The organism is Streptomyces sp. NPDC050564 (genome assembly GCF_044457265.1).
GTDB lineage: Bacteria > Actinomycetota > Actinomycetes > Streptomycetales > Streptomycetaceae > Streptomyces.
In genome coordinates this window covers 208,412-223,085 of the sequence record NZ_JBITGS010000002.1, presented here as the reverse complement: position 1 = coordinate 223,085, position 14,674 = coordinate 208,412, and the positions used below count along the sequence as shown (strand labels likewise).

The following is a 14,674-nucleotide window of genomic DNA, read 5'->3' as shown; positions in this document are numbered from 1 at the left end:
CCGCTAGGCGGTGGGCGCCGCGGACGCGGGGGCGCTCGTCCCGCCCTCGGGCCGCTGCTCGGCCTCGGCCTCGTCCTCGGTCGGCCGCTCGCCCCCGGCCCGCTCCGCGGCCTCGTCCGGGGCCAGGCCCAGCTCCGCGTCCCGTGCGAACTCCACCTCGCGGCGCAGCAGCCGGAACCACATGAAGACGACGAAGCCCGCGAAGACGAACCACTCCCCGGTGTAGCCGAGGTTCTGGAACGCCTTCAGGTCCAGGCCGCTGTTCTGCGGCGCGGTGGCGGGCACCGCCTTCATCCCGCTGTCCGCCTTGCCGAGGGTGATCCACGCGTCGTACGGCTTGTACGGCACCAGGTTCACCAGCGACGCCGAGCTGATCGCGCCGGTCTGCCCCTGGGGGAGCCCGCCGGCCGCACTGACGCCGTTCGACCCCGGGCTCTCGGACGCCTGCAGCGCACCCGTCACCGTGACCTCACCGCTGGGCGCGGCCGGTGCCTTCGCCGGGTCCGCGTCACCGGGCAGCCAGCCCCGGACGACGGGCAGCGCCTTGCCGCCGTCGATCCGCAGCATCGTCAGCACATAGAACCCGCGCTTGCCATCGAGCTCGCGGTCGGGCACCAGCAGCTGCGTGTCGTACCGGCCGGTGGCGGTGGCCTGCTTGCCCGACGTGTTCTGGTCCACGGGCAGCAGCTCGGTGAGCGGACGGGCCGCCTCCGTCTTGGCCGACGTGACCTGTTCGCTCGCCGTCCGGTGGTCCTTGACCCGGTCCTCGAACCGCCCCAACTGCCACGACCCCATGAAGATGCAGAAGGGGATGGCCAACAGCACGAAGACGTTGATCCCCCACCAGCGGGGCGTCAGCAGGAAGCGGTACACGCCGTCCACGGTACGGGGCCCGTACGGGGGGTCGGGCCGCGGGGTCAGTACCGCTCGGTCAGGTGATCCCGGCCCGCCGGGGGTTCGTACGGCTCCGGCCAGAAGTCGGTGACGGAGGCTATTCGCCCTGATCCGTCCCCCGTGAAGAACGAGATGGCGTACATCTCGTCCAGACCCACGGTGAAGTGGGACCAGGTGACGACCTGATCGGGCTCGGCTGTCACGCGCTCGACCGTGAGATGCCAGTCGCCCGGATACTCACGGTTGAACTCGACGTATCGCTCGCGGCCGCGGATACGCTCCCGCGTCTGCGGCAGCGTGTACTCGACGTCCTCGGCCAGGGTGTCGGAGAACGCGGCCCAGTCCCGGGCCTCGGCGGCGGCCCAGAACCTCTCGACTGTCTTGCGCAGATCGGTCATGCGGGGAAGTCTGCACCCCGCCACTGACAATCACCCTGACCTGCGCAAATACTCCAGTCGGCGTCATCCTTCGCGGGAGTGTCCCTTGCGGGCCTTCAGCGAGTACATGAGCGGGATGCGCGGCCGGTCCGCCGGGAAGCGGTAATACCCGTCGCGTACCTCGAAGGACTCGAACCGCTGGAAGAGCGAGACGTCGTGCTCGTGCAGGAACTCGATGCGCAGGCCCGCGCCGGCGAGCGCGGAGACGACCTCGCCGAGCGGGTGCTGCCACTCCACGCTGCGGTTGTGGGCCGTGGCGGCATCGAGATCGGCGTACGTGCCCGACAGCTCGTTGATCCAGGCGTTCCGAGTGAAGTAGTCGTTGATGATCCGCGAGCCGGTCTCGTCGTCCAGGACGTCGGTGAGCGCGACGAAGGCCGTGCGGTCGGCGGACAAGCCCAGCTCACCGGCGAGATCGCGAGCCACCTCGACAGCGGGTTCGGAGAAGTCGAGGCCGACGACGCGGGAGGCTCCGTGCCGTGCCCACGACAGGGTGTCCAGGCCGATGTGGCACTGCAGATGAAGAAGGGATCTTCCCGTCACGTCCCCGACCTCCGCACGCTCGAAGTCGCGCAGGGCGTCCTTACCGGCGCGGAGGCGACGAGGTCGTAGTAGTCGCCGGCGACGTGCAGGGGAACTCGCTCATCCCAGTGGGCGCGGTTGACCTCGTGCCAGTCGGCGGGCGTCTGAGAGTACATGGCCGCGAAGTTATCCACAGGCTGAGGACCTCGCCGGCGAATTGTCGGGCGGGCCAGGCACTATGGGGCCATGACTGAGAGCAACGGGTCCATCGAGCAGCAGGCGGCCGTCGAGCAGCCGCAGGAGCAGCGGCAGGCGGCCATGCCCGACTGGGAGAAGCGCTTCCGGGCGCCGAGGGTGTCGCTGCCGGACTGGGCGGAGGACGCCCCGCACCGCTCCCTGTTCGTCTCGAACGCGACGGGGACGTACGAGCTGTACGCCTGGGACCGTGCGACGGGTGAGCAGCGCCAGGTCACACAGCGGGCGAACGGCACGACGGACGGGGTGCTCTCGCCCGACGGCGAGTGGATCTGGTGGTTCGACGACAAGGACGGCGACGAGTTCGGCATCTGGCGCCGCCAGCCCTTCACCGGCGAACCCTCGGGCGGGGACGTCGACGACCCGGCGGTCCCCGGCCTCGAACCTTCCTACCCCGCAGGACTCGCCATCGGACGTGACGGGCGCACGGCGGTCGTGGGCCGCTCGACGGACGACGACGGCTCGACGATTCATGTGGCCCGGGCCGGCGAGGCCCCCGTGGAGATCTACCGCCACCGCGAGTCGGCCGGGGTCGGCGACTTCTCGCACGACGGCTCGCTGATCGCCATCGAGCACACCGAGCACGGCGACGCGATGCACTCGGCGCTGCGGGTGCTGCGCCCGGACGGTTCGACGGTCACGGAGCTCGACGACACCAAGGGCGGCACGGTCGAGCTGGGCCTTGAGGTGCTGGGCTTCGCACCGGTCGACGGGGACACCCGGCTGCTCATCGGGCATCAGCGGCGCGGCCGCTGGGAGCCGCTGGTGTGGGACGTCGGGTCCGGCGAGGAGACGGACCTGGGCCTCGACCTGCCCGGCGACGTGGCGGCCGAGTGGTACCCCGACGGTTCCGCCCTCCTCATCGCCCACAGCTTCGAGGCCCGCAGCGACCTGTGGCGTTACGACCTCGCCTCCCGCGAGCTGACGCGGGTCCCGACGCCTCCCGGCACGGTGTCCGGGGCGACGGCCCGCCCGGACGGCGCGGTGGAGTACCTGTGGTCCTCGGCGGCCGAGCCGTCGGCGGTCCGCTCGACGACCGGCGAGATCGTCCTCGATCCCCCCGGCCTGAAGTCCCCGGGATCGGTCCCGGTGGAGGACGTCTGGGTCGAGGGCCCCGGCGGCCGCATTCACGCCCTGGTCCAGAAGCCTGCGGGCACCACGGGCCCCCTCCCCACGGTCTTCGACATCCATGGCGGCCCGACCTGGCACGACAGCGACTCGTTCGCGGCGGGCCCCGCCGCCTGGGTGGACCACGGCTACGCGGTGGTCCGGGTCAACTACCGCGGCTCCACGGGCTACGGCCGGGAGTGGACGGACGCCCTCAAGCACCGCGTCGGACTGATCGAGCTGGAGGACATCGCCGCGGTCCGCGAATGGGCGGTGACGTCCGGCCTGGCGGACCCCGACCGGCTGATCCTCACCGGCGGCTCCTGGGGCGGCTACCTCACCCTCCTCGGCCTCGGCACGCAGCCCGACGCATGGAGCCTCGGCATCGCCGCCGTCCCGGTCGCCGACTACGTCACGGCGTACCACGACGAGATGGAAGCCCTCAAGGCCATGGACCGCACGCTCCTCGGCGGCACCCCGGAGGAGGTCCCCGAACGCTTCGAGGCATCCTCCCCCCTCACCTACGTCGACGCGGTCAAGGCCCCCGTCTACATCTCCGCAGGCGTCAACGACCCCCGCTGCCCCATCCGCCAGATCGACAACTACGTCACCCGCCTCGCCGCCCGCGACGCCCTGCACGAGGTCTACCGCTACGACGCGGGCCACGGCTCCCTGGTCGTCGACGAACGCATCAAGCAGGTCCGCCTGGAACTGGATTTCGCGGAGAGGCACCTGGGCAGCCTCTAGAGGGTTTCAGCCCGTCCGGCGTTCGAGGACGAGCGCGTCAGCACTACAGCGGGCACCTGGGGGCGGCAGCCCTCAGGTACGGGACGGGTAGGGGCGGAGGGGAAGTAGGCCTTACGCTCCGGCCCGCTCCCGACGCCTTCGCCCGAGCAGCTCCGCGAGCCCCCGCCGGGTCGCGGCCAGCACCACCCGGTCCTCGGGGCGGAGCACGTAGGTGGGGGGAAGGTCCCACACCAGCCCAGGGCTGCGCGAGCCGGACGCCGAGCCGGACGACGTCGGGTCGCCCCGACGCGCACCCGGCCCCGCAGTGTCCAGCGCAAGCACCCGCCACGCCCCCGCCCGAAACGCCTCCCTCACCGTCCGCCCCTCCAACTGCGGATGCCCACCCACATCCACCGCGGCGAAGAGCAACACCCGCCGCTCCACAGGAATCGCCCCAAGGATCTGCCGCCCCATCATGGCGCCGGCAAAAGCGGGCGCCGCCAGATGGGACACACTCCGACTCCGGGTGAGCGCATCGGGATACGCGGCCCGCAGGGTCCGGTACACCGCGGTCGCGAAGTCGTCGTCGTACAGCCGCAGCACCACCCGCAAATCGGGCCGAACGGTCCGCGCGTACAACGCGGCCTCCAGGTTCATCGTGTCCGCGCTGGTCAACGCGAGCAGCGCATGGGCCCGATGAATCTTGGCGGCCTCCAGCACCCCTTCCTGAGTCACATCACCCAGCACCACCGGCACCCGAAGGCGCCGCGCCAGCGCCAGCCCCCGCGCCTCTGGATCGGCCTCGACGCACACCACGGGAATGCGCAGCTCCCGCAGCCGCGCCAGCACTCTCGTGCCGATCTTGCCGACCCCCAGCAGCACCACATGCCCGGACAGCCCACGCGGCGGACGCCGCAAGGCGGATCCACTGCGGAACGTCCCGAGCGCCTCCAGCACGGCGGCCAGCAGCACCGGCAGCAGCAGCAATCCGACGAGTCTGGAGAAGAGTTGGAGGATCTGCCGCCCGAGGGGCTGCCCGATGGCGGGGTCGTTGATGGCGAACAGATCGAGCAGCGTCAGATAGGTCGCCTGCAGCGGAGGCTCCCCGGTGACCAGCATCGACGCGACGGCGAGGCCGACCACACACCCCACGAGCCCCGCGAACGACCAGCGCAGCCGCCGCGACAGCAGCGACGCGAACGGCACGACGCTGCGCCCGGCGGACAACTCGGGACCGGAGTACGACACGTTCTCCAGTACGACGGTACCGCGCCCGGTGGCGGCGGCCACCGCCCGCTCGTCGGGCAGGAGTTGGGGCCCCTGCGCCCCACTGCTCTCGGATCCGTCGGCACCGGCGGGGTCGTTGGTCGTCGCGGACAGCAGCGCCAGCGTGCACAGCCCGGGATCGGCGACCTCACCGGGCCCCGGCGGCGGCCGCTCCACCGCGCGCAGCATCAGCCCGTCGGTCTGGACGACCTTGCTGGTGCCGGCCACGGCGGTCGCGGCCAGCGCGGGCGCGGCGGTGTCGGCGTCGGACAGCACCGTGGTGGACGCGTCGAAGGCCTCGACGCCGCTGTCGATCCCCGCGGCTGCCGCCTCTGCCGCGGCTCGCGCGGCGGCCAACGCCGAGGCCTGGTCGAGCAGCGCCTCGATGTGCTGACCCAGGCGCCGGTTGTAGAGCCGCAGGACCAGCCGGATCCGCGGGTTGAGCCGCCGGGCGGTGAGTGCGGCCCGGATGTTGGTCTCGTCGTCGTCGTACACGAGCGCCAGCGCGGCGGCCCGCTCGACGCCCGCGTCGGCGAGCATGGCCTCGGTGAGCTCTGCGGCCTCCAACAGACGCTCGGAGCCCGTGGGTTCAAGGGTTCGGGTGCCCCCGGATTCCCCGTTCCCGGAGGCCCGGTTCACCGCCGCGGACACCCGGTCGAACAGGGCTGTGGCCCGCGTCCGCCCCACCACCGGCGGCCGCACGCTGCGCTGGGCGGGCGGCACAACCAGGGTCACCTGCTCGCCGTACACCCCCCGCAGCTCGGCGGCCAGCCGGTGCGCCAGGGCGTCGTCCCCGGCCACCACCATGTGCGCGGAGGCATCGGTCGACGCACTCTGAGACGGAAGGTTCCCCGGGTTCCCCACGGAAGAGAAGACTGCCGTACTGGTGCGGGTGGTTCCACTGGGACGGGCCGGTGACACCCACAAACTCCCGGGCGTCCCGGCCCCGTAGAGGATGTTTCCGCTACGAGGCCGCGGAGGCCGTTCCGCCCCCCGAACCGCTCCTGAACCGTTCTCGCACCTCGGCCCGTACGGCCAGCCGCGCCGGATACCCGGGCCCGAGCCGCGGCCGGGTGTCCTCCGCGGTCATCGCCTCGCCGCACGAGGAGCACACCACCTCGGCATGCCCCTCGTGTCCGCACCGCTCGTGCCGGAAGACGATGGGCGCGCCCTCTTCCCCGGCGAGCCAACGGTCCCCCCAGGCGTTCATGGCCATCAGCACGCCGAAGAAGTCCCGCCCCTTGGCGGTGAGCAGGTACTCGTACCGCACCGGCTCGCTCTGGTACGGCCTCTTCTCCAGCAGCCCCTCGTCCACCAGCCGTCGCAACCGCTCCGCCAAGGTGTTCCGCGCGATCCCCAGCGACTGTTGGAACGCGTCGAAGCGCCGCACCTCGTAGAACGCCTCGCGCAGGACGAGCGGCGTCCACCAGTCCCCGAGGAGATCCATGGTGCGGGCGATGGAACAGGGCCAGTTCGCGAAGGAGGTCCGCCTCATGCTCGTCAGGGTACGTCCGGTCTCCCCACGATTCGCGTCCTGTCCGGGCGGGGTGACCATGCACCGGCGTCTGATGGTTACGCCGGCCAACGCCGGCATGGAGGGCATCTCCTTCGCGGCCACCTCCCGCTACGCCCCCTTCGAAGACGTCAGGCCGGCGTGGGGCTTCGAGCAGCTCGGGCCGGCGGCCCGAAAGCCATCGCATGGGCCGGCACGGCCACCTGCCGTGAGCCCGCCCCTCACCGCAACGGCTCATCATTGGTTGCGGCGTCTCACACAGCCGGGTGTGGTGGGGGTTATGCAGCCAGAGTCTCTCGCTTCGGACGGCGGCGCCCCAAGGCCGCCGGACCGGCCGCCGGCCGAACGGTCGCACTGGGTGGCCTTCGCCGGGATCATGCTGATGCTGAGCGGCCTGTTCGACCTCATCAATGGCTTCGTCGCCTTGCTGGACAAGGGCTATTACTCCACAACCGTCGACCACGGTAACCGGCTTCTGATCTTCAACTATGCCTTTTGGGGCTGGGTGTGGATCTTCGTAGGCATTGCGCAGGTCCTGGCCAGTCTGGGCGTCTTCTTGGGGTCGAGATTCGCGCGGATCACCGGCATCGTGCTGGCCGGCGCCTGCATGGTCGGCCAGCTGATTTTCCTGTCCACATTCCCTCTCTGGTCGCTGGCCACCATGGCGCTCTCCGTGCTCGTCATCTACGGCCTGGTCGTCGTGCCTCGCCACCTTCCGGGCGAGCGGGTCTGAACCCGCCCGGGAAAGCCAACGCCGCAAACGAGCCGACCGCCCCGGCCGCAGCGGGCTTCTCCCACGCTGACGTCGCGGTGGTTTCCACGGACGAACCGGGTCTCTGCGGGGGCGATTGCGCTTCGACCTGTAGGCGGCCGAGGACTGCCGGTTGTACGCGACGGAGGACTCCGGCCCGCCTGATCGCGTGCATGGATGCGGGGCTGAGGGACGGACCAAGACGCCCCTCAGCCAAGATCTCCTCCCTGAATTCTCCCAGCACCTGTGTGGTTCGCCGGCCGTGGAACGGACACCCGGCGAACCGATCGCGGCATTGTGGCGCGCACTGACTCGACGCTCTGTCCAAGGGAGGACTAGAGCACGATGATCACGACACCGCCGTGGTTGAAGAAGAAGCGGTGGTGGTCGAAGCGGTTGTCGAAGCGGTGGTCGAAGCGGTGGTCGAAGCGGAACCCGTGGTGGTCGAAGCCATGGTCGGAGCAGTTCCCGCCCCAGTCGCCGCGGTCGCCGCACCAGTCGTTGGTCACATGAGTGTGCACGGCAGGGGCTGCTGCTGCGGCCGTGCCTGCTGCACCGATCGCGGTGCCGCCGGCCATCAGAATGCCGACCGCGGACACCGCGGCGAGACGCCTCGCGCGTTGTGCTCGCATGATGGATGCACCTTTTCCTCCATCGACTCGCGCAGCTCTCAGCGGCACGAGATGGACAGCCGCAGCCGAAGGCGAGGAGCGGCGCGGTCGCAGGCGTCGCCTCGCACGTACGAGGAGCACGTCTTGCAACCAAGATTCCCGCGGTACGGGAACCAGCCGACCGGGGCGTATCCCCGGATTGCGGCTCTCATTTCAGTACGTTGACGGCGCCCTTTTGGATTGCCGCGTCGGCGGGAGGTCCGTGAAGGGGCTCGCGCCTCACGGGCTGCGCCACCCGGCCAAGGCGCGCTACTCGCACAACACCCGACAGATACACGACGACCTGATGGCGCACCTCACCGCAGAGTGGGAAGCGGCGCTCGATGCCCGGATGGCGATGTGTCCCACATCACCGGTTGCCGTGCTTCACGACCTCCTGCAGGAGCGTCACAGGGCGCGTCGTCAGGCGCCGTCCGGGAGAGAAGAATTGGTGGCGGGATTTGAACCCACGACCTCTTCGTCCCGAATGAGGACCGGGCGTGATCGACACCTGCCAGTTTCGCATTTCCGCAGGTCAGGGCGTTGGATTTGGCGGGTCTCGGGTGGTGTTGGGAGGGCTCGGGGAGCGGGTCGGCTCCCAAACGGCTCCCAGCGGCTGGGCTTCAGCGGCGTACAGGGTGTCGTTCGTCATCGGAGGGGGCGGCGACCGATGCGGTGGGACCAGCGGACGGCGATGAGGCCCAGCGCAGCCACAAGGACCACGATGCCGATGATCAACAAGTCCCAGTAGTTCCGGCCCCGTGGGCGCGCTCCCGGCAGGGGCGTATTTTCGGCGGAGGCAGAGCAACGGCCGGTCCGACAGCCTGCGGAGCAGGACAGAGGACCCACCCAGTTCCCTCCAGGGATGCGCAGGGTGACAGACGAAAAGTCCGCACCCCGCAGCCATCTGTGTTCAGCAACAGCATGTCGCCGGGGTCTGGGACGTCTACACAGCAGCGTAGTGCTCGCGTCGTGTACGGACCGTTCGAAGCAGCCCAACCCCAGGATATGGACGCTGCAAAAAACGCGGTGACTCACGCATATCCGAGGCACCGCACGGTATTCGCACGCGAAACGCCCAAGCCGGCCGAGTGGGGCGGTCCGTGCCTTGCCGTCCCGGTCCGGATGAGCCCCGCACTCGCCTGGGCACGATGCTGCCGACTGAGTCGGAACCCCGTGGCGAAACGAGCGTCGCGGGCTGGGCGGCGGAGAAACTCCCCGGGATCGCCGCAGCCAGGCAGCGGGTCCCTGTGGCGTCGGCCCTGTCTTCGGCGGTGCGGTTGTCGGCTCACTCCAGGAGCACGAGGTGGTCGGCGGCGCCCCCGCGCCATTCGATCAGGAAGAGGGTCGCGTCGTCGGTGGTGCGGCCGCCCCGTCGCACCACCGCTCGTACCCCCTTCGTTGTGTGTTCGATGCGGTTGACCCAGTGGATGAGTTGTTCTTCGCCGAATTGTTCTTCGCCGGCTTCGTGCTCCTCGATCAGGCCGTCGGTGAAGCACAGCACTCGGTCGCCGCGTTGGAGCATCTGCCCGCTGATCCGGGGCTCTTCACCGCCGAAACCGACGGGCAGGGTGGTCGGGCCTGCCAGTTGCCGGACGACCCGATGGTCGCGGATCAGCAGCGGTGCGGGGTGGCCCGCGTTGACCCACTGCAGGTGGCCCGTCGCGATGTTCAGACGCATCATCTGGGCGGTGACGAAGTGGTCGGGCCCGAACTGCTCGGCGATGGGCCGGTCCATGAACGCGTAGATCTCGGACAGGCCGATGTCGGCACGTCTGGCGTGCCGGTAGGCCCCGAGGGCGACGGTCGCCATCGTGGCGGCGTCCAGGCCGTGGCCCATCGCATCGACCATGGCCACGTGCAGGATGTCCTCGTTGAGGGCGTAGTCGAAGCTGTCGCCCGCGACGTCGTAAGCGGGCTCCAGGATTCCGGCCACCGCGACCTGCGGGACCGACATCGCCAGCGGCGGCAGCAGGGACCACTGGATCTCCGCGGTCACGCTCATCGGTTCACGGCGCCGGGTGCGGAAGAACTGATCGGTGTAGCTGTGCTTGGTGACCAGCATGTCGGCGACCAGGCCGGCGAGCCTGCGCAGCAGCCGCCGGTCGTTGTCATCGACGGTGTCCAGGGTGAGGGCCATCACGCCCACCTGGTCGCTGCCGTCCAGCAACGGCAGGTACATCCGGACGCCGTCGGCCCTCGGCACCTCGATAGTGGTCGCTTGCAGAAAGGCCGTGCCGGCGGGAGAGTCGTCGATCGGCTCCGGCTCGCCGACCATCAGCCGCCGACCTGACAGTGGCACCAACACCAGCTGGCCGTAGTCCTGCAGCAGGATCGAGACGTCGCGGCCACCGACCCTGGCCACCTCTTCCGCGATCAGTGGGGCGATCAGCTGCGGCGGCATCTCGTGTGCCCGGTCCAGCAGCACCCCCAGCAGCCGCTCACCGAACCCTTCCGACCGGTCCGGCATGACCTCGTCAGGTCGGCGCTCGCCTTCCGTCACAACCGCACCCCCGCACCGGCGTCGTCAAAGCATCGACGACCGTGTCCATGCTCACCTCGTGCCGCGAGTCCAGCGCCCGCACCGACACACGGGCTCCTGACACGACCGTGATCAACCCGCACAGAGTGACGCGGCCGGTCACCCCGAACAGTCCATTACGCCAAAGAACGGCATGTCACACATGATCAGAAAAGGTGGCTCTCCGTACCGCTGTGCACCACGTCTCTCCCGGAGCCGTCACACGAGCAGAAGATCGGAGCCGGTGTCCGCGAGGAGCCGCGCGGTCTGCGGGGACGGGTGGTGCAGCCGCAGGGACGCGTGGATCCCGGCGGCGTGCCGCGACGCGTCGAGGAAGACGCGCAGACCGCTGTTGTCGCAGCGGCCGACGGTAGTCAGATCCACGTCGATGGTGGTGATGCCGTCATGCAGGCACCGCTCCAGAACGGCGCGCACCTGGGGCGCGGTGGCCGGGTCGATCTCACCGGCCAGGGTGATCAGCACCCGCCTGCCCCGGTCGTGCCGGTAGACGTTCAGCAACGGAAGAGTCATGACGCCTCGGTTCGGATGCCTCGGTTCGTGGGTCCCGGCCGCTCCTCGCGCGGTCCATGGCCCGGGTGCACGCGCTCGGGCACACGCGTCGCTACGGGCCGAGCCGACGGTCCGTACGCGCGGCCGGTGAGGGGAAACCGGTTGGTCACCTGTGGTGAGTGGTACGGCTGCGTCGGCGGCGCGGCGGGAAGCGGCCACGGCCCCCGTCGCGGTGGTCTCGCCGTGCGCCGGTGGTCGGCGACTCGAACCGGTCCGGTTCCACCGGGGGCTGCGGCGTGCCGCGTCCGCGGCGGCCGGGCAGGCGGGCGCTGTACTGGTGCACGGCGATTCTGTCGGCGTGCTGGATGTTCAGCCGGTGAATCATGTACGCCGCCGCTGCGATGAGGACTACGAAGGCGGCGGCTGTCAGGAAGGCGTTCATGGCGGCCACCTCACATACCGATGATCAGGCGGCTGGCCCGGCCGGGGGGACCGGTCTGTTGCGGAACGGCCGCTGACACTGACACCGCGGAGGGGCCGCCCTCGTACTCCCATGCCTCGTCCGGGTCCAGTGGCTCATCGGTCGCGGAGACGCCGTGCCTGGCCTCGTCCGCGGCGATGAGCGCGCTCGTGGTCAGTGGGCCGTCGTAGTCGGACGCGGCAGCCATCAGCCGGGCCGCCGACTCCGCCCCGGTTTCGGGCGGGATGATCAGCAGGTCCCAGCGGCCGGTGCCGTAGGAGAGCAGCAGCAGCTTGTGCGGGTCGATTTCCGGGGTGAACCAGCCGACCTTGACGATGTGGCCGTGCACGGGAACCTTGGGCGGGATGACCGGCCAGTGCTTCGGGTTGACGGCGATGCGGGTGATGCGGCCCCACAGGGGGTCCAACACGTCGGTCAGTGCGGGCAGTTCGCTCAGCAGATCCCGGGAGCGGGGCCACCAGGCACCGTCCAGGAGTCCGCGGGAGGTGCCGTCGGTCTTGAGAGTGAGACGCGCGGCCGGGGCTGCGACGGGCTCGGGGTGCGGCGGGGGTGGAAGCAAGGTCGCCGACATGATGCGGACCCGTCTCCGGGCCGCTTCTGCGGCGGCCCGGGTTTCATGGTTCGCCGAGAACGAACCGGCGTGGAAGCCGGTGTGCGAAATGCTCTCGGTACTGTCCACACTACTCTGCGCTCCGCCGCAGCGCGGAGTGGTGGCCGCCTAGAACTGGAGCAGTCGTTGGGTGATCTCCCGGTACTGCCTCAGCGCGGCGCGGGGTTCGTCGGACTGCGTCTCGGGGTCCTGGTCCTGCCAGCCGGCGCGCAGGAGACGCCGCCGTTCCGCGAGGGCGTTCACGAGCTGCTCGATGGCTTCGTCGAAGGCGCTCTCGGCCTCATCCAGCGCCTCGCGCGGGGTGTCGGCGAAGGTGTTGAGGGCGTGCCGGAGGCGCCGGACGACCTTGTCCCGTTCGATCGGCGAGAGCAGCGGCTCCGGGCCCTGGCTGCGGCGCCCGGCCGGGCCCGGGGTGTGGCCCGCGGACTGCTGGGCGCGCGTCTGGTCGTACATCATCGGGGGCCGCTCCCGTTCCGCCTGAAGGCGTCCTTGGTCTTCTCGACGGCCTGTTTCAGGCTTCCGGAGACCCGGTCGATCCTGCCCCTGCGTTGCAGCCGCCTGTCGTGGGTGACCCGGCCGAGCTCTTCCGTGATCCTGCCCTTCATCGTCTGCGCCTTGTTCCTGATGGTCCGTGAAACAGTCATGCCGGCCTCGCTGTTGTCCGGTAGGTGAGTTCCTGCGGGGTCTGGGCGAGGCGGGAAGGCGGAATGCTTCGCCGTGTGTTCCGGGGTGGCATGGCCCTGCACCGTGCTGCCAGTCAACGTCCGGCAATGGTCCGTGTCAACGCGGTGGCCACGCGATCCGGCCTGCCTCGTCTCGGAGCGTGCGGGAGTACGGTGGAGGAAGCGAGGGCTCTTCGTATGCCGGTGTCCGAACCGGCCCCGTCCTCGCGACTCCCATCACATGGGCAGCCCGTGACCCCGGCCGCGCCATCCGCGTCCAGGCCGAGGAGCCACGTATGCCACTCAGTCCGACCACGTCCACGACGGTCACACCGTCGGACCCTGCCCCGGCGCCCCAGGGCTACGACGGGACGTCCCCCTTCCCGCCGGACGGCCCGGTGCCCGCGCGTAGCGGCGGTGAGCGTCTGTACGTTGCGGTGACGGCGGTGATCGTCGTCCTGCCGTTCGTGGCAATCGGCCTGGCCGGCTGGCTGCTGTGGGGGAGTCTCATCCATCCCGCCGACATCGTGCTCGCGCTCGTCCTCTACACCATCACGGGTCTCGGCGTCACGGTCGGCTTCCACCGCGGCCTCACCCACGGCGGTTACCGGGCCGTCCGTCCCGTGCGGATCGCGCTCGCGGTGGCCGGTTCGATGAGTTTCCAGGGCGACGTCATCGGCTGGGTCGCCACCCATCGCCGCCATCACGCCTTCACCGACCGGCCGGGGGACCCGCACTCCCCGTACCGCTACGGCACGCATCTGCGAGGCCAGTTGCGCGGTCTGCTGCACGCGCACGTCGGTTGGCTGTTCCGCAACGACCGTACGCCGCCGGAGCGTTACGCCCCCGATCTCCTGGCCGACCGCGACATCCGTGCCGTCGCCCGCGCCTTCCCGGCGCTGTGCGTCCTCACGCTCGCCCTGCCGTTCGCGGTGGGCTGGGCCATCGGCGGTACGTGGCTGTACGGCGTAACCGCCCTGTTGTGGGCGGGACTTGTGCGTATCGCACTGCTTCACCACGTCACCTGGAGCGTGAACTCCCTCTGTCACATGATCGGTGAGCGCCCGTTCCGCACCCGGCGCCACGACCGGGCCACCAATCTGTGGCCCCTCGCCCTGCTCTCGTTCGGCGAGAGCTGGCACAACCTCCACCACGCCGACCCCACCAGCGCCCGGCACGGCGTCGACCGCGGTCAGATCGACCCGTCGGCCGCCGTGATCCGTCTCCTCGAACACCTCGGCTGGGTGCACGACGTGCGCTGGCCGACGGCGGAGCGGGTCGCGGCCCGTCGCGCCTGACGTCAACCACTCAATCACTTACGGCAGTTGGCAGGAGCCTTCATGACCACCGCACTGCAGTCCCCGCTTCCCTCCCACCCCGTCCTGCGGATGCGTCTCGCATCCGGCAGCGGCATGCCCCGACCCATCGACGGAGCGTGGTGGCCCCGTTCGTACGACCTGCTCTCCGAACTCCCCCAGCTGCTTGCCGGGTTGCCGCGCGCGTGGGGTCACATCACCAGCGTCACCGTCAACGGGGCGACGTGGTCCGCGGTGCCCGGCCGGATGCTCGTTTTCAACCGGGTCGTACGCCTGCGCGGGACCGTGGCGGCATCCGCCCCGCACACGATCGTCCTGCTCGCCCCCGGCCGGGGGCGCTGGGACCTGCTGGTCGTGCCTCCGGATACGACCGAGGAGACAGCGGAACCGCTCATGGCGGCCGCGGCTGGTGGTCACGTGTGATCCGGCCCACCACGGACTGCCCGGCGAATC

The 14,674-nt window shown here is 70.2% G+C and carries 15 protein-coding genes and 1 pseudogene; 4 read left to right on the top strand and 12 right to left on the bottom strand.

The annotated features are described in order from the left end of the window. Positions 1-3 precede the first annotated feature (3 nt). The 3 genes and pseudogenes from ACIBK0_RS04525 to ACIBK0_RS04515 all read right to left on the bottom strand — a co-directional run bounded on the left by ACIBK0_RS04525 (position 4) and on the right by ACIBK0_RS04515 (position 2,029). Positions 4-873 carry an SURF1 family protein gene (locus ACIBK0_RS04525; RefSeq protein WP_399075508.1) on the bottom strand — a complete coding sequence of 290 codons (870 nt, stop codon included), beginning with the start codon at positions 871-873 and terminating at the stop codon, positions 4-6. Between the two features lie 44 nt (positions 874-917). Further along, the gene (locus ACIBK0_RS04520) at positions 918-1,292 is read right to left on the bottom strand and encodes a nuclear transport factor 2 family protein (protein WP_399075506.1); all 375 of its coding nucleotides are present in this window, start codon (positions 1,290-1,292) and stop codon (positions 918-920) included. Positions 1,293-1,355: 63 nt separating this feature from the next. Next, positions 1,356-2,029, bottom strand: a pseudogene (locus tag ACIBK0_RS04515) (SAM-dependent methyltransferase). A 70-nt stretch (positions 2,030-2,099) separates the two neighbouring features. On the opposite strand from ACIBK0_RS04515, the gene ACIBK0_RS04510 reads away from it, so the two are divergent. Continuing rightward, on the top strand, positions 2,100-3,962 hold the full coding sequence (locus ACIBK0_RS04510; RefSeq protein WP_399075503.1) for a S9 family peptidase: 1,863 nt from the start codon (positions 2,100-2,102) through the stop codon (positions 3,960-3,962). 111 nt (positions 3,963-4,073) lie between these two features. On the opposite strand, the gene ACIBK0_RS04505 is transcribed toward ACIBK0_RS04510, so the two are convergent. Together ACIBK0_RS04505 and ACIBK0_RS04500 are read right to left on the bottom strand one after the other, a co-directional pair. Next, positions 4,074-6,014 (bottom strand): NAD-binding protein, encoded by a 1,941-nt coding sequence (locus ACIBK0_RS04505; RefSeq protein ID WP_399075501.1) that lies wholly within the window; start codon positions 6,012-6,014, stop codon positions 4,074-4,076. A gap of 157 nt (positions 6,015-6,171) precedes the next feature. Further along, positions 6,172-6,702: a winged helix-turn-helix transcriptional regulator gene (locus ACIBK0_RS04500; RefSeq protein ID WP_399075499.1), complete on the bottom strand. Its 531-nt coding sequence runs from the start codon at positions 6,700-6,702 to the stop codon at positions 6,172-6,174. Between ACIBK0_RS04500 and ACIBK0_RS04495 the strand changes: the two genes are divergently transcribed. Continuing rightward, positions 6,701-7,453, top strand: a complete 753-nt coding sequence (locus ACIBK0_RS04495) for a hypothetical protein (RefSeq protein ID WP_399075497.1) — start codon at positions 6,701-6,703, stop codon at positions 7,451-7,453. The genes ACIBK0_RS04500 and ACIBK0_RS04495 overlap by 2 nt on opposite strands. Before the next feature lie 353 nt (positions 7,454-7,806). Here ACIBK0_RS04495 and ACIBK0_RS04490 read toward each other — a convergent pair whose 3' ends face one another. The 7 genes from ACIBK0_RS04490 to ACIBK0_RS04460 all read right to left on the bottom strand — a co-directional run bounded on the left by ACIBK0_RS04490 (position 7,807) and on the right by ACIBK0_RS04460 (position 12,887). Further along, positions 7,807-8,103, bottom strand: a complete 297-nt coding sequence (locus ACIBK0_RS04490) for a hypothetical protein (protein ID WP_399075495.1) — start codon at positions 8,101-8,103, stop codon at positions 7,807-7,809. A 1,306-nt stretch (positions 8,104-9,409) separates the two neighbouring features. Beyond that, entirely contained in the window at positions 9,410-10,624 is a 1,215-nt protein-coding gene (locus ACIBK0_RS04485) for a PP2C family protein-serine/threonine phosphatase (RefSeq protein WP_399075493.1), read from the bottom strand. A 237-nt stretch (positions 10,625-10,861) separates the two neighbouring features. Continuing rightward, positions 10,862-11,173, bottom strand: coding sequence for an STAS domain-containing protein (locus ACIBK0_RS04480; RefSeq protein ID WP_399075491.1), 312 nt, complete (start codon positions 11,171-11,173; stop codon positions 10,862-10,864). Between the two features lie 145 nt (positions 11,174-11,318). Continuing rightward, positions 11,319-11,594: a hypothetical protein gene (locus ACIBK0_RS04475; RefSeq protein ID WP_399075489.1), complete on the bottom strand. Its 276-nt coding sequence runs from the start codon at positions 11,592-11,594 to the stop codon at positions 11,319-11,321. A gap of 10 nt (positions 11,595-11,604) precedes the next feature. Next, entirely contained in the window at positions 11,605-12,312 is a 708-nt protein-coding gene (locus tag ACIBK0_RS04470; protein WP_399075487.1) for a DUF5994 family protein, read from the bottom strand. Positions 12,313-12,351: 39 nt separating this feature from the next. Then, entirely contained in the window at positions 12,352-12,699 is a 348-nt protein-coding gene (locus tag ACIBK0_RS04465) for a hypothetical protein (protein WP_399075485.1), read from the bottom strand. Continuing rightward, entirely contained in the window at positions 12,696-12,887 is a 192-nt protein-coding gene (locus ACIBK0_RS04460) for a CsbD family protein (protein ID WP_390972152.1), read from the bottom strand. Before ACIBK0_RS04460 ends, ACIBK0_RS04465 begins: the two co-directional genes overlap by 4 nt. A gap of 314 nt (positions 12,888-13,201) precedes the next feature. Between ACIBK0_RS04460 and ACIBK0_RS04455 the strand changes: the two genes are divergently transcribed. Both ACIBK0_RS04455 and ACIBK0_RS04450 read left to right on the top strand, forming a co-directional pair. Beyond that, complete coding sequence (locus ACIBK0_RS04455; protein ID WP_399075483.1) at positions 13,202-14,203, top strand: acyl-CoA desaturase; 1,002 nt, start codon at positions 13,202-13,204, stop codon at positions 14,201-14,203. A gap of 42 nt (positions 14,204-14,245) precedes the next feature. Continuing rightward, the gene (locus ACIBK0_RS04450) at positions 14,246-14,644 is read left to right on the top strand and encodes a DUF5994 family protein (protein ID WP_399075481.1); all 399 of its coding nucleotides are present in this window, start codon (positions 14,246-14,248) and stop codon (positions 14,642-14,644) included. Positions 14,645-14,674 lie beyond the last annotated feature (30 nt).